The following is a 22,814-nucleotide window of genomic DNA, read 5'->3' on the forward strand; positions in this document are numbered from 1 at the left end:
CTTAATTCCCATTAACTCCATGAAAACATAGTCGCTTTCACAAGAAAAAGCCGATAATGTTACGAGCATTACCGGCCTTAGAAACCCCACCAAACGCCAATTCGGTGGCATCGCAACGATGCTTAGGGTTTGTTTTTCCACATTTCACAGTTTAAAAACAGTTAAAAGTATGAAAAAAAAATTATCATTTAAAAAGATTCTCTCCAAAGCGATGCGAATTACCATTACCCAACTATTCCTTTCGATTATCTGTTGCGGGATTTCTCTCGCAAACAGTGCTTTTTCGCAAGAGGTACTCAATAAAAGTATTACGCTAAGAACTGGGTCGAGTACTATTAAAAAGGTATTATTCCAGCTAGAGAAGAAAGCAGATGTTAAGTTTGTCTATAGCCCAAATGCCATTCAGGCAGGGCAAATTGTGTCTTTCAATTTTACTGATGATAAATTATCGAAGGTTTTAGCAGACCTTCTTACACCCTTGAATATTTCGTATGAAGTAATTGATAATCGTATTCTTCTTCGTAAAAAAGCTGTTGCCGAAAGAGAAAACATTCAATCAATCATCCCAAACGAAATAATCGCCGAACAAACAATCAGCGGAACCATCACCGATGAAAAAGGGCAAGCACTACCAGGAGTTTCGGTATTGGTAAAAAACACCAACAGAGGTACTTCAACGGATACAAAAGGACAGTATAAAATTGCTGTACCCGACGGAAACAACACCTTGATTTTCTCTTTTGTTGGGTATCAAAAACAAGAAGTTGTAGTAAATGGTCGCTCGGTAATCAACGTATCGATGTTAGTTGAAAACCAAAGTTTAGATGAAGTAGTAGTAGTAGGTTACGGTACGCAATCGCGTAAAAACTTGACAAGTGCTATTACGACTATCAAACCAGAAGATATGAACAGAGGAGCCATCAGTGATGTTGGCCAGTTATTACAAGGTAAAGTTCCGGGCTTAAACATTACGCGTAGTGGTGACCCTAACCGTGCGGCAGCTATTATTTTACGTGGTGCTTCTTCGCTTCGTGATGGAGCACAATCGCCATTGTTCGTAATTGATGGCGTGCCAGGTGCTGATATTTCATTGATTGCACCTGATGATATTGCTACGATGGACATCCTGAAAGATGCTGCTGCAACGGCTATTTATGGTAACCGTGCTGCCAATGGCGTAATTATGGTAACTACCAAACGTGCTAGCAAAGGACAAATGCAGGTATCATATAGTTCATATATGGCGATTGATAAAGTATCTAAGCAATATGAAATGATGAATACTACACAATTGAAAGCATTCTTAACCAAAAATGGGCAAGCTTTATCCCCAGAAGATGATTTAGGTGCAAATACCAACTGGCAAGATGCTGTTCAGCGTAGTACGGCCATTAGCCAAAACCATAACATTTCATTTGGTGGTGGTAGCGAAAGCACTGTTTACAATGCAAGTATCAACTATTTCGACCAAGATGGTATCATTAAATCAAGCGCTTTAAACCGTGTGGTAGCTCGTTTATCTATCGAACAAAAAGCATTTAACAATAATTTGAAATTGGGTTTATCTGTAACCAATTCAGTAAGTGATGCCAAATGGGTTCCTTATAGAAACACTGTTTTAGCCCAAATGTTGACTTATTTGCCAACAGTTCCTGTACATAAGGCAGACGGTTCTTTTTATGACAACTTCAACAAAACTAGTTATTACAACCCTGTTTCTTTGATTGAAAATGGACAAGAACGTTTGAAATATAAAACTTTGGTAGGTACTTTCTTTGGTCAGTTAAAACTACCATTGGGTTTTACTTATGATGTAAAATTCTCGTACCAAAACTTCCAAACAAATTATGGTGCATACTACAACAGTTATTATACACAATATTATAATAATATTCGTAGTACGCCAGAACCTCCGGGAAACCCATCTTTCATCACTTTAGTAGGTGCAAATGGTTTGGCAACAAGAAATGCGTATCAAAATACTCAGAGCTTATTAGAAACTTATCTTACTTGGGATAAACAAATTGGAGACCATTCAATTAATGCTGTAGTGGGTTATTCTTGGCAAGAAAGTATCAACGGCGACGGTTTCCAAGCAACTAGTACTAACTTCCCCGTTGATGCTGTTGGTTATAACAATTTAGGTTTAGGTAACCCTTATGCGGTTAACTCATTCAGAGTAAATTATGGTGGTGATAATTACCAACAAGTACGTTTAATCTCAGACTTTGGTCGTGTTAATTATAATTACAAAAACAAATACTTATTGCAAGGGTCAATCCGTCGTGATGGTTCTTCGGTATTCGGCTTGAACAAGCAGTGGGGTTATTTCCCAGCAGTAGGTTTTGCTTGGAGAGTTGACCAAGAGGGATTCATGGAAAAACAACAGATTTTCAGTGAATTAAAATTACGTCTTAGTTATGGTGTAACGGGTAACTCAGCAGGTTTTAGCCCATATACTACTAAATTGATTTACGGAAACGTTGGTACATTCTACTATAATGGGTCTCAACAGGCTGCGATTGGTGCATTACAAAACGAAAACCCTGATTTAGGTTGGGAAAAAACAGCTACTTCAAACCTTGGTATCGACTTCTCGGTAGCTAAGGGGAAAATTAGCGGTACCATTGAAGTTTACAACAAAAAGACCTCTGATTTAATTTGGACTTATCCTGTAAGTACGGTGTTGTATCCAAATGGTTCTTTAACGGCCAATGTGGGTGAAATGAGTAACAAAGGTTATGAAGTTACCTTGAATGCTAGCCCCGTAAAAACTAAGAATTTCTCTTGGAATACTACTTTTAACTTAGCACACAACGAAAACAAAATTTTAAGTCTTTCGAATGCTTCGTTAAAAACTGACTCGGTAAAAATCGTTCAACCAGATGGTGGCGGACAAACGGGAGAAACCATTCAATTGATTGTAGCAGGACAGCCAATTGGTCAGTTTTTTACATATGAATATGCAGGTAAAGATGCCAATGGGGTATCGCAATACTATAACTCAAAAGGTGAATTGACGACCAAACCTGTTAGCGTAAAAGACTACAAAGCTATAGGAAATGCACAGCCTAAATTATTATTAGGTTGGTCGAACAATTTCACTTACAAAAATTTGGATTTGAATATCTTCATGAGAGCAGTGCTAGGTAACAAAATCATGAACGTAACGCGTGCCGATTTGTTCAGACCAAGTACTGCCAGATTCACTAACATTCCTGTTGAAGTAGCTGAAGAATCAGCCAATGATTTTAACTCTTATCGTTACTCATCTCGTTTCTTGGAAGATGGAAGCTATTTACGTTTAGACAATGCTACTTTGGGGTATTCATTCAAGAATATCACTAAAGATATCAAGCGTATTCGTTTGTATGCCTCAGTAAATAACTTGTTTGTGATAACAGGCTACAAAGGCATCGACCCTGAGATTAATCAAGGCGGTATTGCTCCTGGTGTTGACTCTAATAATTTTTATCCTAAAACCCGTACATTCTTGTTTGGTGTTTCCGCCTCATTCTAAAAACATTTACAATAATTCAAACAGTACCTAGAAGCAATTACTGAATTAATGATGTTTTTGAGGATTTCTTCTTAGAGAATTAGGTACTGTTCAAAACTATTAATGCTAGAAACAGATGAAAAAAATATTTCAATTGATAATAACCATTGCAAGCATAAGTGGATTAATGGCTTGTCATGACCTTGACGTCCCCGTAACAACACAACTAACGCCAGAGATTTTCCCTCAAACCCCTACACAGTTTATCCAAGCTGCGGGACCAACGTACAATTCTTTTCGTCAAAACTATTCAACAGACTACTGGTTTTTACAGTCGTTGAGTACCGATGAAGCGATTTTACCAGCACGTGGTGGAAACTGGTATGATGGTGGACGTTATGAACAACATCACAAACATACTTGGAATCAAGATAACGCACACGTACAAAGTGCTTGGGCATGGCTGACAACTACCATCAGTACAAGTAATCAGAATATTTTCTTGATTTCAAAAGCACCAGAGTCCACAGCTAAACTTACAAGTTTGGCAGAACTAAGAACCATGCGTGCAATGTGTTATTTTATGATGATGGATATGTGGGGAAATATCCCAATTTCAACAAAATTTGGTGATACAACTACGGCTAGAACAACTGCAAGATCTGATGTATTTAAGTTTATCGAGAAAGAGTTACAAGAGAGCCTTCCTGACCTTAGTGTGGTAGTTGGGCAAGAAACTTACGGTCGCCCGAATAAATATACAGCTTATGCCATCTTAGCAAAGATGTATCTAAATGCTGAAGTTTATACAGGTACTGCTCGTTGGAATGATGCCATCATTGCTTGTGATAACATCATTAGCTCTGGTAAATATGCTATTGAAAGTGATTACCGCAAAATGTTTTTTGTAAACAATGGTCCGCAAATCAAGGAGTTTATTTTTGCTATTCCTTACGATGCCTCCGCCCCGAATGGTTATATGTTTTATGCTCGATACTCCATGCCGAGGTCATTACGTGCTAAATTCAGCTTACCATTTACACCAAGTTCGGCGTCAAGTACTTTACCACAATACTATGCCTATTACAACGACCCTAAAGACGTAAGAAATCAGCAGTGGATTACGGGTAAACAATTCGACTATAAGGGCGTACCTGTAACTGTAGCCACAACCAAACAGGGGTATGACGAAGATTATAAAGGTGCAGATGCGGGAGCAGCTTTAACTTATCAAGTAGATATTACACCAGATGTTATCATTAAAAAACCTGCCACTTTTGATTTAGGAAATGATGAGAAAGCTTGGAATATGGGTTATCGTAACAATAAATTCTATGCTGATAGTACTTCGGCGACTAGAAACCAAAATAACGATGTACCTATTTTCAGATATGCTGATGTATTGTTGATGAAAGCTGAGGCAATCTTGAAAGGTGGTACTGCTACAAACGGACAAACGGCTATTTCGTTAGTGAATGAAGTAAGGAGTAAGCGTACAACTTCTACTCCTTGGACTTCGGTAACATTACAACAACTTTATGAAGAAAGAGCCAGAGAGTTTGCTTGGGAAACTTGGCACCGTAACGATATGATTCGTTTTGGTAAATACGAAGGTACATGGGGAGTAAAAACCGATACTGACCCTAAAAAACGCCTTTTCCCAATCCCAACAAATGCTTTGCAATTGAACAAATCATTAACTCAGAATCCTGGGTATTAAGATTTAGTTGATTATGCTTAATTATCAATAGCTTTGTATCAAAGAGTTTTCTTGGTGCAAAGCTATTGTTTTCAAGAGCCATTATGAAAATGTAAATTGTATCCCTTTATTATGCAAAAGAGTAATCCTTCCTCGCGTTTACAATCACTTGATGCCCTCAGAGGCTTTGATATGTTTTGGATTATTAGTGGCGAAGGCTTAATCCATGAATGGGCAAAAGCCTCTGACAACACGGTTATCAATTGGATGTCTAGCCAATTACACCACTCCGATTGGAATGGCTTTACTTTTTATGATTTGATATTTCCTTTGTTTATTTTTATTGCTGGTGTTTCTATGCCTTATAGTATTGGCAAACAATTAGCCAATCAGCCTTCTAAAAATCAGGTATTAAAAAGCTTATTCAAAAGAGCCTTCATCTTGATTATTCTTGGTACCATCGTCAATGGTTTATTCAAATGGCAAGGGTATGAAAACACACGCATTGCCAGTGTGCTAGGCAGAATCGCCCTTTCCTGTCTATTCGCAGGAATTATTTTTATTTATACAGACCTCAAAACGCAAATCTTTATTTTCTTCGGTATTCTTATAGGCTATTTTTTACTGATGAACTATGTACCTGTCCCCAATTTTGGTGCTGGCATTTTGACCAAAAAAGGCAATTTATCCGCATATCTCGACCGTCTCTTTTTACCCGGAAAACTTCATCGAAAAGTTTATGACCCTGAAGGACTGTTATCAACCTTACCTGCCATTTGTAATGCATTATTAGGAATTTTTACAGGAAAACTTTTACAATCAACTTCTATCGCAGGGTTTAAAAAAGTTGCAATAATGTCAGCTTTTGGCATCATTTGTATCTCTTTAGCTTGGCTTTGGAATCCATTTTTCCCTATTAATAAAATCATGTGGACTAGTTCATTTGTACTTTGCTCGGGTGGTTTTAGTTTACTGTTTATGGCTTTCTTTTATTTAGTGATAGATGTACTAGCTATCAAATTTTGGATAGCTCCGTTCGTTTGGATTGGCATGAATTCCATTACCATTTATATGGCAGCTCATGGTTTAATTAACTTTGAGTCAACAGCCAATTATTTGTTTGGAGGATTAATTCAACACCTTAATACCCCGTGGCAACTTGTAGGATTAGCGACAGGAATTGTTTTGGTGCAGTTGGGTTTCTTGTATTTTTTATATCGCCAGAAATGGTTTTTGAAAGTCTAGAAAAATACCAACTTAACCTATTTTATAAAAATATTACCAAAAAATCGAAGCAACATATTTTCAATAAAATGAGCAAAAAAAATATTCTTTTGGTTTTGTTATTTCCTTTAGCAAGCATAGCCCAAAAACAGCCCGTCGATTATGTAAATCCCCTCATTGGCTCAGCCCCTAGCACGACCGAAAGTGCTAAAAAACATAGTGAAGCAGGGTCGGAAATGAAAGGGCAGATTGTACCAGCCATCGGTGTGCCACAAGGGATGACCTCTTGGACGCCCCAAACCCGAGCTACTGAATTAAAGTGTATTCCTCCTTTTTATTATAACGATACTAAAATTCAGGGTTTTAGAGGAACTCATTGGATGAATGGAAGCTGTGTACAAGACTATGGCAGTGTGACTATCATGCCTATGTCTGGTAAACTGAATGTGAATACTACAGACAGAGGAAGTGATTTCGACCGAAAAACTGAAATAGTAAAGCCTTATTATTATCAGGTAAATCTGAAAAAAGGGAATATCAAATCCGAAATGACAGCCCTATCTCGTGCAGGATTTTTACAATTTACTTTTAGCCAACATCAGGATAATTATATAGTGATTGAACCCAATTCAGACGAAGGCGAAGGTTTTGTAGAGATTCATCCTGAAAAAAACGAAATAGTTGGTTATAATCCCGTCCACAGAATTTATCAAGGTTTTGGTAAGCCCGCAGGTTTCAGTGGATACTTTGTTATTCAATTTGACCAAGCCTTTACAGATTATGGCACTTGGAAGAACAATGATATAAATGCCAAATCTGTACAAACACAAGGAAATGGACAAAAACAGGCTGTTGGGGCTTATGCACAATTCGGCAATAAAATCGTAAAAGTACGCATTGGTACTTCGTTTACTAGTTTGGAAGGAGCCAGAAAGAATCTGGAAGGTGAAATCAACCATTGGGATTTTTCAAAAACTCGTCGAGCATCAAACTTAGCTTGGAATAAAGCTCTTGGCAAAATCCAAGTAAAGGGTACTGAATATGATAAAACTTTGTTTTATTCTGCCTTATATCATACCAAACTGACACCAAGGGTATTCTCGGATATTGATGGTTCTTATACTGGTTTTGCCGATGATGATAACATTTACCAAGCCAAAGGTTTTGATTATTATGAAGATTATAACCTGTGGGATACTTACAGAGCGGTGCATCCTTTGCATACTTTGCTAGAACCAAAAGTAACTGCAGATATGATGCAATCTTTAGTCAAAAAAGCAGAACAAGGTACTTGGTTGCCTATTTTTCCGTGCTGGAATCATTATACTGCGGCCATGATTGGCGACCACGCCATTGCTGCCATTGGCGATGCCTACATCAAGGGCATCAAAGGTTTTGATATTAAAACGGCTTATCAATATATGCGTAAAAATGCTTTTGAAGTAAACACAAACCAAAAGAGCTATGAAGAAGGCAAAGGAAGAAGAGCCTTGGCATCTTATTTAAAATACAATTATATCCCGCTCGAAGATTCCGTTTGGCAGGCTTTCCACAAAAGAGAGCAAGTTTCACGTACTTTAGAATATGCTTATGATGATTTTGTGTTAGCACAAGTAGCCCAAAAGCTGGGTGAGAAAGCTGATTATGAAACCTTGATGAAACGTGCTAAAAACTATCAAAACGTAATAGACCCACAAACTGGCTATGCACGTGGACGTTATTCTGATGGCAGTTGGATTCGCAAATTCGACCCCTTTGCACAACGTAGTAGTTTCATTACCGAGGGTTCGCCTGCTCAATATACTTTTTACGTGCCCCACGATGTGGAAGGTTTGATAAAACACGTTGGTGGACAAAAACGCTTTATAGAAAAGCTAGATACCTTATTCGACCAAGGTTATTATTGGCATGGCAATGAACCCAACAATCAAATTGTATATTTATACCCTTTTGCTAATCAGGCTTGGAAAACACAAGCAAAAGTACGTCAGATTATCAAAGAAGAATACGATATTTCGGCAGGTGGGATGAGTGGCAACGAAGATGGCGGACAGATGTCAGCTTGGTTGGTTTTTAGCATGATGGGGTATTATCCAGTTTGTCCTGGTACGCCAAACTATGTAATTGGTAGTCCTACTTTTAATGAAACAACCCTCAATTTACCTGATGGAAAGCAGTTTAAGATCATTGCGAAAGGTAATTCGATAAAAACGCCATATATCCAATCGGCTACACTCAATGGAAAGCCTTTTACTGAAAAATTCATTACTCATCAACAAATTATGGCAGGTGGTGTTTTAGTATTTACGATGAGCAGTAAGCCTAAAGGTTTATGAGTTTAAGGTTTAAACCCTAAACTCATCATCTCGTAAACTCATAATAACACAGGGCAGAGTTAAACTATTTCAATAAAAACTTATATTGACCGTAATTTGATAACGTTTTTTTCTTTACTTTACTAAAAAGTATAAACTGCTGAGTACAACGTTTTTTAATAATCTAATAATCAATTATTTAACCAAAATATGAACCGTAGAGAAGCCGTCCAACGAGTTGCCCTTCTGATGGGAGGTGTGCTTTCTGCCCCTTTAATGGCAGGAGTAATGGGACAAATTATTAATACTGGCAACAGTGTAAGTGTGAGTCTTGAGCAAGAAGCTTTGCTTGCGGAGGTTGCTGATATTATTATTCCAACCACTGATACTCCTGGTGCGAAAGCTGCTGGCGCTGAAAAATTCATTGTTCGTGTCATGCGTGATTGTTATAAAAAAGAAGATCAAGAAAAATTCTATGCAGGTTTAGCAAAATTAGATGCTGATAGCAAAGCTAAATTTGGAAAAGGTTTTGTGGAATTAGATACTGCTCAGAAAAATGAAATGGTTAAGCTAAGTACTATCAACGATAAGCCTTTCTTCCAAAGAATGAAAGAATTGACAGTAACTGGCTACTTTACGTCTGAAATTGGTGCTACTAAAGCATTGGCATACCTACCGATTCCGGGGAAATTCCAAGGTTGTGTACCGTTGAAGCCGGGACAAAAAGCGTGGGCACTGTAAGTATGAGTGATGAATTGTGAGTGATGAGTTTTAAGCTTTGTTATCTAAATTCATCTGTCATTTCTCAAAATTATTACCAATTTTATTTTATAAAACAAAAAGCTGACCGCTAGTAGCTCAAAGCTTAAAACTCATATCAGGAGATGTCAAATTTGAATATAGATGCAGTTAAAGGAATGACTTATGATGCCATTGTAATTGGTTCAGGCGTTTCTGGTGGTTGGGCTGCTAAAGAATTAACCGAAAAAGGCTTAAGAGTACTAATGCTTGAAAGAGGTAAGCAATTAGAACACGTTACTGGCTACGAAAATGCCATGAAAGACCCTTGGGAAATGAAATACAATGGTCGTTTAACAATAGAACAAAAAGAATCCCATCCAAAATTAGCCCGTGATTATCCGTACAATGAAATGACTGAAAAATACTGGATGAATGATTCAGACTCATTATATAAAGAAGAAAAACGTTTTGACTGGTATCGTCCAAACATCGTTGGTGGAAAATCAATCATGTGGGGCCGTCAATCTTATCGTTTAAGTGACATCGACTTTGAAGCTAATTTAAAAGATGGTATTGCGGTTGACTGGCCAATTCGTTATAAAGACATTGCTCCTTGGTATTCTTATGTAGAGAAATACGCTGGTATTTCGGGTGAAAAATTAGGTTTGCCTCAATTGCCTGATGGCGAATTCCTTCCAGCAATGGAAATGTTCTGTGTAGAGAAAGAAGTGAAGCAACGCCTAGAAAAAAACTTCCCTGGTCGTAACCTAACGATGGGGCGTGTTGCTAACCTTTCGGAAGCTGCGAAAGAACAATTAGGTATTGGTCGTTCGTCTTGCCAGTATCGTAACAAATGTTCATTAGGCTGTCCTTTCGGGGCTTACTTCAGCACTCAATCTTGCACTTTACCACCAGCGGCTAAAACGGGTCGTCTGACTTTACGTCCTGATTCAATCGTAACAGAAATCATGTACGATGAAAACAAGAAAAAAGCTACAGGTGTACGTGTACGTGATGCAGTAACAATGCAAGACCGTGAGTATTTTGCTAAAATCATCTTCGTTTGTGGTAGTACTATCGGTTCTACTTCATTGATGATGAACTCTGTTTCTAACCGTTTCCCAGAAGGAATGGGTAATGATTCTGGACAGTTAGGTCACAACTTGATGGATCACCACTTCCGTACAGGTGCTTCGGGTACTTGGGAAGGTGATTTAGATAAATATTACTACGGACGTAGAGCGAATGGTATTTATGTACCTCGTTATCGTAACATTGGTTCAGACAAACGTGATTATCTACGTGGCTTTGGTTATCAAGGTGGTGCAAGTCGCCAAGGATGGCAACGTAACGTAGCTGAACTTACTTTTGGTGCTGACTACAAAAACGAAGTAACACAACCAGGTAACTGGTCGATGGGCTTTGGTGGTTTTGGAGAAACTTTGCCATATTACGAAAACAGAATGTTCCTTGATAAAACCACTAAAGATAAGTGGGGCTTGCCAGTAGTTGTGTTTGATGCGGACTTACGTGAAAACGAAAAGAAAATGCGTATCGACATGATGAACGATGCCAAAGAAATGTTGGAATCATCAGGCGTAAAAAATGTAAGAACTTATGATAATGGTTCTTATTTAGGTATGGCTATTCACGAAATGGGAACTGCCCGCATGGGACGTGACCCTAAAACTTCGGTATTGAATGCCCATAACCAAGTACACGCTGTGAAAAACGTATTTATGACGGATGGTGCAGCCATGACTTCTGCATCATGTGTAAATCCATCGCTTACGTATATGGCACTTACAGCCAGAGCAGCAGATTTTGCGGTGAAAGAATTGAAGAAATTGAATCTTTAGTAATATTCAACTCAATAAAAATCCCTACAGGAATGATTTCTTGTAGGGATTTTTTATTAGTTGACCTTATTCTGCAAGGTACTAGAAGGTGGTATTTGAGTCCTACTGATTATCCACAAGTTAATATATTGCTGATAATCAAAGTATTTATCACTAGCGGGTGACTTAAGTCACCCGCTAGTGATAATGGTCGAAAGCTCGTTCGTAAAACAAACTCATGCCATGACTTGAAGTCATGGCATGAGTAAACGAGGTCTATTATAATAAAGCTTGCGTTTGCTCTGCCACAATCGCAATCCCCTCTTCAAAACTTACGGGATTATAGCCTAAAACGGAAATAGCTTTGTCTAAAATAAATCCTGTTCTCGGTGGGCGTTTGGCAGGTTGTGTGAAATTATTAGCATTAGCTGTACTAATGAGTGATTTATCTAATTGAAAGAAGTCAGCCGTTTTAATCGCCATTTCATAGGGCGTTAAAAAGTCTTTTCCCGAAATATGAAAAATCCCCTCTGCTTCTTTATCAGTCATCAACCAACAGCCTTTGGCTAAATCTTCTGCCAAAGTAGGCGTGCGAAACTGGTCGGTTACTACTTTAATACTTTTACCTTCTTCCAACGATTTCTTTACCCACAATATAATGTTACTACGACTCATATCCGAAACGATACCATAGACCAAAACTGTTCTGGCAATACTCCAACGACATGTCGAACGTCTTACCACTTCCTCTGCTGCATACTTTGTCCAACCATAATAACTTACTGGGCTTGGCTGTGCTTCCTCTGAATATGGACCAGCTATTCCATCAAAAACAAAGTCAGTAGAAAGATGGCAAAGATAAATATTGTGTTTTTCGCAAGCCTCCGCCAAATACTCTACTGCCTTTACATTCATTGCCCAACACAAATCTTTTTCAAATTCACATTGGTCAACGTTCGTCATGGCTGCAGTGTTGATAATGGCATTAGGCTGAATCCTTTCAATTACCTCCGCTACTTGTTCGGGATTAGTAATATCCATTTCCTGATATTCGTAGCCCTCTGTAAATGACAAACGATTGTTACCACGGGCAGTAGCAATCAAATGAATATCAGCGTGATTCGCCAGTAATGAAACTAGCTTTTGTCCCAACAGCCCATTTGATCCTGTGATTAGTATTTTCTTTTTTAACATATTATTACTTCTGTATTTCAAAATTTACTCTCCAAACGTATATGCATACAATTTAGTAATCTTCTTTTTACGCATCTTTTTACAGGTAATTTTCATGGCAATATCTTTCAAAGGACGATTATTCTTATCTCTTGGCTGACTAGCCACTGAATCTATCACCCATAAGTTATCAATCACCTGTCCGAAAACTGTGTAATTACCATCCAAATGAGGTGTTCCACCAATGGTTTTATAAACATTTTTTTGCTCTTCAGTATAAGTTCTCAACGGACTCCTAGCCATTTGTCTAGCCAAAGTTGAATCATTCCAAACCTGTCCTTGCACAATATAATACTGACACCCCGAGGAGGCTTTTTCGGGATTATTATCACGAGCGGCGGCTATTACTCCTTTTTTATGAAACAATTCAGGCGTGATTTCCGCTGGCACTTTATAGCCCACATCACCATTACCGAGCAATTCTCCTGCTTTGGCTTTTTTTGAATTTGGGTCACCTCCCTGAATCATAAATGTGTTGATGATACGATGAAACAGTAATCCATCATAGAATTTATCATCTACTAGTTTCAAAAAATTCTTTTTGTGCTGGGGTGTTTCGTTGTGCAAAATAGCATGCATTTTTCCAAAAGGAGTAGTAAAAGTTACGAGGTAGTCTTTTCTTTTACGCTGTGAGAAAGTTTGAAAAGCAATAGACGATACAATAAAGTATAAGAGTATTTTTTTGTTTGAATTCATGTCAAACGATGCGTATTTAGTTGGATGAATGGATGAAAACTCAATATACTATTTTTTGAATGGATAGCCAGAATCTTGTTGATAAAACCTCTTGCAGTTTTCAAGGAATAGACTGGTTTCGTCATCATTAAAAAATCGTAAGACATGATGAATATTAAGGAATTTTTGGCTAACATTGGTTATCCAAAATATCGCTCAACAAAACCCTCTCAAATGTTAAATCAAACCATGAAAATTTTATTTACCTTCTGTAGCATCTTGTTAACGAGTGCCTCATTATTCGCCCAAGAAGTCATCAAATTGTATTCAGACAAAGCCCCAGGTTCAGAAAGCTGGACATGGTCAGAAGCCGAAAATAACACGAATGTATTTAATACCAGAGTTATCTATAACGTATCATCTCCAAGTATTACTGCCTATTTACCTGATAAAGAAAAAGCTACAGGAACAGCCATATTGATTGCTCCAGGCGGTGCTTTTCATACGCTTTCGATTGATAATGAAGGCATTGAGGTAGCCAAATATTTAAACTCAAAAGGTATTGCTGCCTTTGTCTTGAAATACAGGGTTGCCAGAAGTTTCACAAATGACCCTGTAAAAGAATTAACGGGTAAAATGTCTAATTTTAAAACCTTGGATGAAGAAAACGCCCCCATTATTCCTTTAGCCATTCAAGATGCTTCAACAGCCATTAAATACATTAGAAAAAATGCTGAAAAATATGACATTGACCCTACTAAAATAGGCATGATGGGCTTTTCGGCAGGAGGAACGTTAACATTAGGCGCTATTTATCAAGCTACTGAAGAGAGTAAACCCAATTTTATTGCACCGATTTATCCATATACCAAAGCACTAGACGACATCAAAAATATTCCTAAAGCCAAAACGCCCATTTTTATCGCTTTAGCTTCTGACGACCAGCTAGGCTTTGCTCCTGCTAATGCACAGTTGTACCTAGACTGGAAAGCCGCTGGTCAACCTGTAGAAATACATATTTACGAAAGGGGCGGTCATGGTTTTGGCATGAATAAACAAAAAATACCGACGGATACTTGGTACGAACGTTTTGGCGATTGGTTGAAGCTACAAGGTTATCTCAAAAAACGTTACCCAAACAAATGGGAACAGCAATTTAGCGAAGAGCAATTAGAAACGTTTTCAAAACAAAATGCTGAAAGAGAAAAAAGAGATTGGGCAAATCTAGTAAAATACAAAAAAGCCAATGCCGAAATTGGCGAACCTAAACAAGGTAAAACAAGGGTAGTATTTACAGGAGATTCTATCACCGAAGGATGGGTATCGGCCGACCCTGATTTTTTCAACACCAATAATTATGTAGGAAGAGGCATCAGCGGACAAACGTCTCCGCAAACATTACTCCGTTTTCGTCAGGATGTAGTGGCTTTGAAACCAAAAGTGGTTATCATCAATATTGGTATCAACGATATTGCCGAAAATACGGGTGATTATATGCAAGACTATACGTTGTCAAACTATCAATCTATGATAGAAATTGCTAAAGCTAATCATATCAAAGTAATCTTGGCTTCGGTAATGCCTGCATTTGCGTTTCCTTGGAGAAAAGAAATTCAAGACGTTCCAGCTAAAGTAATAGCATTAAATGAAGGGATTAAACAATTAGCTAAACAAAACAATTTAGTTTATCTTGACTATTTTACTCCTCTGAAAGATGAAAGAAATGGATTGAGTAAAGAAATGGCTGAAGATGGCGTACATCCTACCATCAGTTGCTATAAAATCATGGAGAAATTAGCGAATGAGGCAATTAATAAAGCCTTGAAATAATTCTTTTAATTTGAAAATGTGGGAATTTGAAGATTTGAAAATTTTTTTGATAAATATTTAATTTTCAAATTCTCACATTTTCAAATCTTCAAATTAGTTACTTTCCTACCATTGTTGTAGGTCTGCCACGCAAGGCTGACCAAGTTTCATCAATGGCTACTTGCGATACCGCTTGAAGTTCAATCAAATCAAATGCTGTCCAAACTGTTTCACGTTTGATGTCACTTTTTATTTTTCCTGTGCCTTTAGGGTAACAAGCCCAGAAAACACAATCAAATTTACCAGCCTTACCCACAGATTTCATCAAAGTCTCTAATTCAGCTTGTTGAATAGCAAACACTTGGACAAAATCATAAATGCCCTCCGCTCTTGGTTCAGTATCATAATTTACACCTTCTAATAACGAACCATACTCTGACGGAGCATTCACAATCAATAATGCTTTATCGCTATCTAAACGAAGTTTTTTGAATATCTTTTCAGCAGACATAAGTAAAAACCGTTATATTACTGTAATCACTAAATCACAATTCACAAACTCACTAATTATTCAACCCCGCACGAATATCTTTCAAAATTCTGTCTCCCCCCAAAGTCAAAATCTTTTCAGCTAGGGCTTCGCCCACGGCAATAGCATCTGTTCCTGTAATAGTCTCTTTTAAGATTTCTTGCCCATCTAAACTGATGATTCCCCCTGTCATAGCTAATTCATTATTTTCAGTAGGCTGAGCTAGTCCAAAAACAGGAATACTACAGCCTCCCTGCAAACGTCTCAGATAAGCACGTTCTGCTAATAATTGCTGTTCAGTTTCAGGATGGTTACACAATGCTCTGATTTTGGCTTTCTTTTCAGCATCCAAACTCGCTGCACATTCTATGGCAACAGAGCCTTGTCCCACCGCAGGCGTAAAGGTATCAAGCGAAATCAATTCTGCGATATGTTCTTCATAACCCATGCGATGTACGCCTGCATAAGCCAATAATAAAGCATCACAAACGCCACTTTCTAGTTTAGCTAAACGTGTTTGTAAATTACCACGCATATCTACCGTGTGGATATGTGGGTAAAAGTGTTTCAACATTGCCACTCTACGTGTAGAAGAAGTTCCCACTACAAAGGGCTGTCCACTTTCTAAAGAAATATTTTTATTAAAACTTACCAAAACGTCGTTTACTTTTTCACGTTCGGTAAAAGCAATCAATTCTAAATCATCTGCTAATTCCGACTGCAAGTCTTTGGCAGAATGCTGTGCTATATCAATTTCTCCAGAACGAAGTTTCTCTTCTAATTCCTCTGTAAATACACCTTTTGAGCCAATTTTTGACAACGAGCGGTCTAAAATTTGGTCTCCTTTAGTATTAATAATGACAATCTCAACGGCTAAACCGCCTTTTTCTAGTGTTTCTTTGATGAAGTATGCTTGCCAAAGGGCTAGTTTTGACCCTCTCGTTCCTAATTTTATTGTACTCATGGTTGACTTATTAGCTTTGAGCTGTAAGCTGTAAGCTTTTATGATGAATGTTTTTATTAACTTTTAAACAATCTACCGACGGTTAGTGATAAATCTAAATGTAAAATCTTCGCCCTTGCGTTTCGTTCTAAATAATAATATACTTGACTGAATTCCTGTACAATCTGTTCGATGGCTTCTATTTTTACTGCTTTCGAAAAATTCTGAACGAAAGTAAGCTCCTCTCCTTCTAACCTTACTAAAACCTCCGCACCGTTTTTCCACAGTAACAAATCTCTGAAAATATTCAATCCGTATTCCATCATTCCTTTTTGCTCTTCTTTGGGTAATGTATCAAATTCGTCGGCTAATTTTATCAAGGTGGCCGCATCGAGCTTATAAGCCATCCGCATCCATTTAGCAAACCACTCATGTTGTGCTTGTCCATCTTGACCTGTCAGGGCAACGGCTTTTGAAATATTCCCTTCTGATAAATAAGCAATCTGCTTGGCTCTTTCTTTAACGACGCCTTCTTTCTGAACCAGATACTCAACAGTGTCTTCATCCGAAAGTGCAGGAATCATCACCCTTTGGGTTCTAGAAAGTATGGTTGTTAATAACTTATTCGCATCATTACATACGAGAATAAACAAGGTTTTGATAGGCGGTTCTTCTAAAATTTTCAATAAAGAATTCGCCGATTCTATGTTCATTAACTCTGGTTGCCAGATAATCAATATTTTATATTCAGCCTCAAAAGCTTTCAGCGAGATTTTATCAATGATATTATGTGCTTCCTTAATCGGAATAATACCTTGTTTATTACCCGTTGCTCCTGTAAATTCTAGCCAGTCGGTCAGGCTACGATACGGACTTTCAATTAAAAACTTCCGCCAAGTAGGCAATAATTCTAAGATGGTTTCTTTGGCACTAGGCGTTGGGAAAATATGGTGAATATCTGGATGCACCATTTTTGCCATTTTGACACACGAAGCACAACGCCCGCAAGCATCCTCCTCGCCTCTTTCTTCGCAATTTATATAAGTGGCATAAGCCCATGCTAAAGCCAGATTGGCTCCACCAACTGCTCCATGAAACAATTGGGCATGAGCCACATGGTTCATCTGCACCGATCGAATCAGCGTATCTTTAATAGCCCTTAACCCTGGAATATCTTTAAATAACATTTACTTTCGATTTGAAAATTTGATGATTTGAAAATTTGAAAGTGAGTTCTCTCATCATTTGATGATTTGAAAATTTGAAAATAATTAATTTTTCTTCCATCCACATTTTCAAATCTTCAAATTCTCAAATTTTCAAATTAAACACTAGTTTGCTCAAAAACTGCTTTTAATATTTGTTCTTCTATTCCATCAAACGCTTTGCCTCTACGTTCCAATACAGCACGTGCTACTTGGTTTGCCTTGCGAAGATGATAAGTTTTAAACGTTCCGTTGCCATTACTCCACGAAAACGAAGGAATATGTTTCGGTTGAAAATCAGCTCCAAAAATATTGCAATTCACGCCTACTACCGTACCCGTATTAAACATCGTATTGATACCACATTTAGAATGGTCGGCCATGATTAAGCCCACAAATTGCGACCCTGTATTTTCATATCGATTGGTAACATAACTCCATAATTCTACTTTTGAATAATCATTTTTCAAGTTAGAATTATTCGTATCTGCCCCCCAATTACACCATTCTCCTATCACGGAATTACCCATGAAACCTTCGTGCCCTTTGTTTGAATTGCCAAAGATAACGGAATTACTGATTTCTCCGCCCACTTTAGAGAACGGACCAATCGTAGTATTTCTCCTCATCTTAGCTCCCATATTTATCACCGAGTCTTCGCAGATAGCAAAAGGTCCTTGAATCAAGGCTCCCGCTTGGATATTTACTCCTTTCCCTAGATAGATAGGACCATTGCTAGCATCCAATACGACTGCTTTCAGCTCTACTCCTTCTTCAATAAAAATCTGTGATTCATTATAAAAAGCCGTAAATCTATCATTAATGGGCTGTGAAGTCCTGTTTTTAGTAATTCTTTGGAAGTCACTCATAATTTGCTCGCCATTGTGTGTATAAATATCAATCGCTTGGCGGATGATTCTGAGTTCTCCTTCAAAAGCCACTGTATCGTCAAATACATCAGTTACAGCTTTGCTTCTATAAGCAAGAATAAGTTCTCCTTGTACTAAAGCAGTAGCGGGTGCTAACCCTAAAATAGCTTCTGTTAATAATGCGGTAGGGCAAACAGCACCATTGATAAATACATTATCATCAGCCAACACGAGGGGATATTTGGCTTGTAAATAATCTTGTGTATAAAATGACACATCGCTCCCTAGGAAGTCCTGCCATTTCTGACTGATGGTTTGTATCCCTATGCGGATTTCACTAACAGGGCGCGTAAAAGTTAGAGGCAACAAAGACTGACGAATCTGTATTTCATCAAAAAGAATAAAATTCATAAAGCTTAGCACGGACGGTCCCGTCCGCAGGGCAAGATTATTTTATGATATGTTGTAATGATACAAAATTAGCAGATGAATAACAGCCACTTTATACCTTAAATATTATCTGTTTATCATCAACAGGTTTATGCCTACAAAGATACGTGATATATTGCCGATATTTTACAACAAAAAAGCCTTTCAGATTTCTCTAAAAGGCTTTTTGTTAATTTCGACTCCTGTTGAGCGGAAGAATTATTTCTTTCCACCGAAACGCTTGTAGAATTTATCAACACGACCCGCAGTATCCAACAATACGTTTTTACCTGTATAGAATGGGTGTGATTGAGAAGAAACTTCGATTTTGAATACTGGATAAGTTTCTCCTTCAAATTCAGTAGTTTCAGTAGTTTTAACACATGACTGCGTTAAAAACTTGTAATCAGCAGACAAATCATGGAAAACCACTGGTCTGTAATCTGGATGAATTCCTTGTTTCATGGTAATATTTTGATTTTGAGACGATTCCCCGCCGTCTCTGTATTTGTATATAATTAGTCTGTTGTTAAATTGGGAGATACAGTATTCAAAGTGTTTAAGGTAAATTAAACGAATTACTGATAACAATCGACAAAGGCACTTTTCTATTTGAGGGTGCAAAATTACATTTTTTTTGGTGGTTTCAAAAACTTTTTTAAGGTAATTTGATTTAAGTTTTTAAGAAAAAGTAATCGATTTTTTTTCGATTTTTTTTTCGTGTGCTCCCGTATAATTATTCCAAGTTGAATACTTCGTAGCGTGGCAAAAAACCAAAACTTATTGTACATAACGAATAGTTTACTTTTTATGAATGTTTTTCTTAGTCAATTGTACATTGCGAATAGATTAAGAAATTGTTATCTTTGAAGTGCATACCGAAACCATCCAGCAAAAAGCCTTTGCAGTTATTTAAAGATTTAGCCTATCGAATCAGATTTTGATTTCTTTGCGATAGCTATTATATAAATTCTCAAAATTTTAGATTCAATCATTTTAAATCATTTTTCCCTTTCAAAGAAAAAACAATGATTTGAATAAAAAATAATGGAGATTGCGGAATGAAAAACAAACAGTTTGTGTTCATCTGAACACCACCAAATTGGTATGAATGATATAGTCATGGTATGATTATTTGATTTCTTAAAATGATTATATTTAAACCTGTTTTATTATTTTTCTGAATCAAACACAACAAAAACCCGAGTTATTATGTACGTTATAAAAAGAGATGGCAGACGTGAGTCTGTAAAGTTTGACAAGATTACAGCCCGAATCGAAAAACTTTGCTATAGTCTCGATCCATTCTTTGTGCAGCCTCTCGAAGTAGCTAAAAAAGTTATTACGGGGCTCTATGATGGAGTAACCACGAGCGAATTAGACAATTTAGCAGCAGAGACGGCGGCTTCGATGACAACCAAGCACCCAGACTATGCTGTGCTCGCAGCTAGAATTGCTGTCTCTAATTTGCATAAAGAGACTTTGAAGTCGTTTTCAGCAACAATGAAACGCCTTTATAATTATACAGACCCGAAAACTGGAGAAAACGCAGCGTTATTATCTAAAGAAGTATATGATGTCATCAAGAAAAATGCAGGAGAATTAGATGCTGCTATTATTTATGATAGAGACTTTGGGTATGATTACTTTGGTTTCAAAACTTTAGAAAAGTCATATCTTCTAAAAATGGAAGGTAAGATTGCTGAGCGCCCGCAACACATGTTGATGCGTGTAGCGATTGGTATTCACGGTGCTGACGTTGAAAGTGCTATTGAAACCTACAATTTGCTCTCAGAACGTTGGTTTACGCATGCTACCCCTACGCTTTTCAACGCAGGTACACAAAAACCACAGATGTCATCTTGTTTCTTATTAACGATGCAAGACGATTCTATCGAAGGAATTTATGATACATTAAAACAATGTGCAAAAATTTCTCAGTCTGCTGGTGGTATTGGCTTGTCTATCCATAATGTCCGTGCTACGGGGTCTTATATCAAAGGAACAAACGGTACTTCAAACGGTATTGTGCCGATGTTGAAAGTATTCAATGATACTGCTCGCTACGTTGACCAAGGCGGTGGAAAAAGAAAAGGTTCTTTTGCTGTTTACTTAGAACCTTGGCATGCTGATATTTTTGATTTCTTAGAATTAAAGAAAAATCATGGTAAAGAAGAAATGCGTGCAAGAGATTTATTCTATGCATTGTGGATTCCAGATTTATTCATGAAGCGTGTAAAAGACAATGATACTTGGTCGTTATTCTGTCCACACGAATGCCCAGGTATGGCAGATACTTATGGTGAAGAATTTGAAAAACTTTATACAAGTTATGAGTTAGCGGGTAAAGCTCGCAAAGTAATTAAGGCTCAAGATTTATGGTTCGAGATTTTAGAATCTCAAACAGAAACAGGTACGCCTTATATGTTGTTTAAAGACCATGCAAACCGCAAATCAAACCAAAAGAATTTAGGTACTATTAAGTCTTCAAACTTATGTACTGAAATTATGGAGTATACTTCTAAAGACGAAGTAGCTGTTTGTAATTTAGCTTCTTTGGCTTTACCAAAATTCTTAAAAACTAACGCAAGAGGTTTTCAAGAGTTTGACCACGAAGCTTTGTATAAAGTAACGAAGGTTGCGACTAAAAACTTAAATAAAATCATCGACCGTAACTATTATCCTGTTGAGGAAGCAAGACGTTCAAATATGCGTCACCGCCCAATCGGTTTAGGAGTACAGGGCTTGGCAGATGTATTTATTTTGTTAAGAATGCCTTTTGAATCGGAAGGAGCAAAACAATTAAATAAAGACATCTTTGAAACAATGTATTATGCCGCCATGGAAGCATCGATGGAGTTGGCAATCAAAGAAGGCCCTTATGAAACTTGGGCTGGTTCACCTATCTCACAAGGTATTTTCCAATTTGATATGTGGGGAGTAACGCCAGAATCAGGACGTTGGAATTGGGAAGAATTAAGAGCGAAAGTAAAAGAACATGGTGTAAGAAACTCATTGTTAGTAGCACCAATGCCAACAGCTTCGACCTCTCAAATCTTGGGTAACAACGAATGTTTTGAACCTTATACTTCAAACATTTATGCCCGTAGAGTACTTTCAGGCGAATTTGCGGTAGTGAACAAACACCTTCTTCGTGACTTGGTGAAATTGAACCTATGGAACGATTCGATGAAAAACAAATTGATTTCTGCTAACGGTTCAGTACAAAACATTGCTGAGATTCCTCAGGATATGAAAGATTTGTACAAAACAGTTTGGGAAATTAAACAAAAGGTAATTATTGAAATGGCTGCCGACAGAGGTGCTTATATCTGCCAGTCGCAATCATTAAATATACATATTCAAGACCCGAACTTTGGTAAACTTACTTCGATGCACTTCTACGCATGGGAAAAAGGCTTGAAAACTGGGATGTATTATCTTAGAACAAAAGCTGCTGCCGATGCTATCAAGTTTACTGTCGAAAAACAAGCCGAAGTGGCCATTGAGCAAGCAAATGTTGTGCAAGAGCACGAGATGAGTTATGAAGCTTATGCCGCACAAGCCGCACAAGCAAAATCATCAGCTGCCTCTCTCGTTGTAGGAGGTTTAGACACCGTAGTCGAACAAAACTGGTCGGCGATGCAATGCTCAATTGACGATCCTGATGGATGCGAAGCCTGCGGGTCTTAATAGTTTCAGTGTAATGGAAGCCCTCAATCTTAACAGGTTGAGGGCTTTTTTATAAACTTCATATAAAATAACTTAAAACAATTCCAGAAAATTATTAATTTAACCGTCTGTTC

General features: G+C 37.6%; 15 protein-coding genes. 8 read left to right on the top strand and 7 right to left on the bottom strand.

The window, feature by feature from the left end; genetic code table 11:
- Positions 1 to 169: 169 nt before the first annotated feature.
- The 6 genes from VB264_RS02465 to VB264_RS02490 all read left to right on the top strand — a co-directional run bounded on the left by VB264_RS02465 (position 170) and on the right by VB264_RS02490 (position 11,337).
- Positions 170 to 3,520: a TonB-dependent receptor gene (locus tag VB264_RS02465; RefSeq protein ID WP_323246457.1), complete on the top strand. Its 3,351-nt coding sequence runs from the start codon at positions 170 to 172 to the stop codon at positions 3,518 to 3,520.
- A 115-nt stretch (positions 3,521 to 3,635) separates the two neighbouring features.
- A complete protein-coding gene (locus tag VB264_RS02470; RefSeq protein WP_323246458.1) occupies positions 3,636 to 5,219 on the top strand; it encodes a RagB/SusD family nutrient uptake outer membrane protein in 1,584 nt (527 codons plus the stop codon).
- Between the two features lie 111 nt (positions 5,220 to 5,330).
- Positions 5,331 to 6,443 (top strand): acyltransferase family protein, encoded by a 1,113-nt coding sequence (locus VB264_RS02475; protein ID WP_323246459.1) that lies wholly within the window; start codon positions 5,331 to 5,333, stop codon positions 6,441 to 6,443.
- A gap of 68 nt (positions 6,444 to 6,511) precedes the next feature.
- Positions 6,512 to 8,758, top strand: coding sequence for a GH92 family glycosyl hydrolase (locus VB264_RS02480; protein ID WP_323246461.1), 2,247 nt, complete (start codon positions 6,512 to 6,514; stop codon positions 8,756 to 8,758).
- 189 nt (positions 8,759 to 8,947) lie between these two features.
- Positions 8,948 to 9,478: a gluconate 2-dehydrogenase subunit 3 family protein gene (locus tag VB264_RS02485; RefSeq protein WP_323246463.1), complete on the top strand. Its 531-nt coding sequence runs from the start codon at positions 8,948 to 8,950 to the stop codon at positions 9,476 to 9,478.
- Positions 9,479 to 9,621: 143 nt separating this feature from the next.
- The gene (locus VB264_RS02490) at positions 9,622 to 11,337 is read left to right on the top strand and encodes a GMC family oxidoreductase (RefSeq protein WP_323246465.1); all 1,716 of its coding nucleotides are present in this window, start codon (positions 9,622 to 9,624) and stop codon (positions 11,335 to 11,337) included.
- A 258-nt stretch (positions 11,338 to 11,595) separates the two neighbouring features.
- On the opposite strand, the gene VB264_RS02495 is transcribed toward VB264_RS02490, so the two are convergent.
- Together VB264_RS02495 and VB264_RS02500 are read right to left on the bottom strand one after the other, a co-directional pair.
- Complete coding sequence (locus VB264_RS02495; protein ID WP_323246467.1) at positions 11,596 to 12,510, bottom strand: SDR family oxidoreductase; 915 nt, start codon at positions 12,508 to 12,510, stop codon at positions 11,596 to 11,598.
- Between the two features lie 24 nt (positions 12,511 to 12,534).
- The gene (locus VB264_RS02500) at positions 12,535 to 13,245 is read right to left on the bottom strand and encodes a peptidylprolyl isomerase (protein ID WP_323246469.1); all 711 of its coding nucleotides are present in this window, start codon (positions 13,243 to 13,245) and stop codon (positions 12,535 to 12,537) included.
- 228 nt (positions 13,246 to 13,473) lie between these two features.
- Here VB264_RS02500 and VB264_RS02505 point away from each other — a divergent pair, with 228 nt between their 5' ends.
- Positions 13,474 to 15,054 (top strand): GDSL-type esterase/lipase family protein, encoded by a 1,581-nt coding sequence (locus tag VB264_RS02505; RefSeq protein WP_323246471.1) that lies wholly within the window; start codon positions 13,474 to 13,476, stop codon positions 15,052 to 15,054.
- Positions 15,055 to 15,151: 97 nt separating this feature from the next.
- Here the strand turns inward: VB264_RS02505 and VB264_RS02510 are convergent, their stop codons facing one another.
- The 5 genes from VB264_RS02510 to VB264_RS02530 all read right to left on the bottom strand — a co-directional run bounded on the left by VB264_RS02510 (position 15,152) and on the right by VB264_RS02530 (position 19,473).
- On the bottom strand, positions 15,152 to 15,544 hold the full coding sequence (locus tag VB264_RS02510) for a hypothetical protein (protein WP_323246473.1): 393 nt from the start codon (positions 15,542 to 15,544) through the stop codon (positions 15,152 to 15,154).
- A gap of 52 nt (positions 15,545 to 15,596) precedes the next feature.
- Entirely contained in the window at positions 15,597 to 16,526 is a 930-nt protein-coding gene (gene hemC, locus VB264_RS02515) for a hydroxymethylbilane synthase (RefSeq protein WP_323246475.1), read from the bottom strand.
- A gap of 56 nt (positions 16,527 to 16,582) precedes the next feature.
- Entirely contained in the window at positions 16,583 to 17,692 is a 1,110-nt protein-coding gene (locus VB264_RS02520) for a DNA polymerase III subunit (protein ID WP_323246477.1), read from the bottom strand.
- A gap of 137 nt (positions 17,693 to 17,829) precedes the next feature.
- Positions 17,830 to 18,990 carry a GlmU family protein gene (locus VB264_RS02525; protein ID WP_323246479.1) on the bottom strand — a complete coding sequence of 387 codons (1,161 nt, stop codon included), beginning with the start codon at positions 18,988 to 18,990 and terminating at the stop codon, positions 17,830 to 17,832.
- Between the two features lie 237 nt (positions 18,991 to 19,227).
- Positions 19,228 to 19,473, bottom strand: coding sequence for a type B 50S ribosomal protein L31 (locus VB264_RS02530; protein ID WP_309913032.1), 246 nt, complete (start codon positions 19,471 to 19,473; stop codon positions 19,228 to 19,230).
- Positions 19,474 to 20,220: 747 nt separating this feature from the next.
- Here VB264_RS02530 and VB264_RS02535 point away from each other — a divergent pair.
- A complete protein-coding gene (locus VB264_RS02535; RefSeq protein ID WP_323246481.1) occupies positions 20,221 to 22,701 on the top strand; it encodes a ribonucleoside-diphosphate reductase subunit alpha in 2,481 nt (826 codons plus the stop codon).
- Positions 22,702 to 22,814: the final 113 nt, after the last annotated feature.

Source organism: Arcicella aquatica (genome assembly GCF_034928825.1).
Classification (GTDB): domain Bacteria; phylum Bacteroidota; class Bacteroidia; order Cytophagales; family Spirosomataceae; genus Arcicella; species Arcicella aquatica.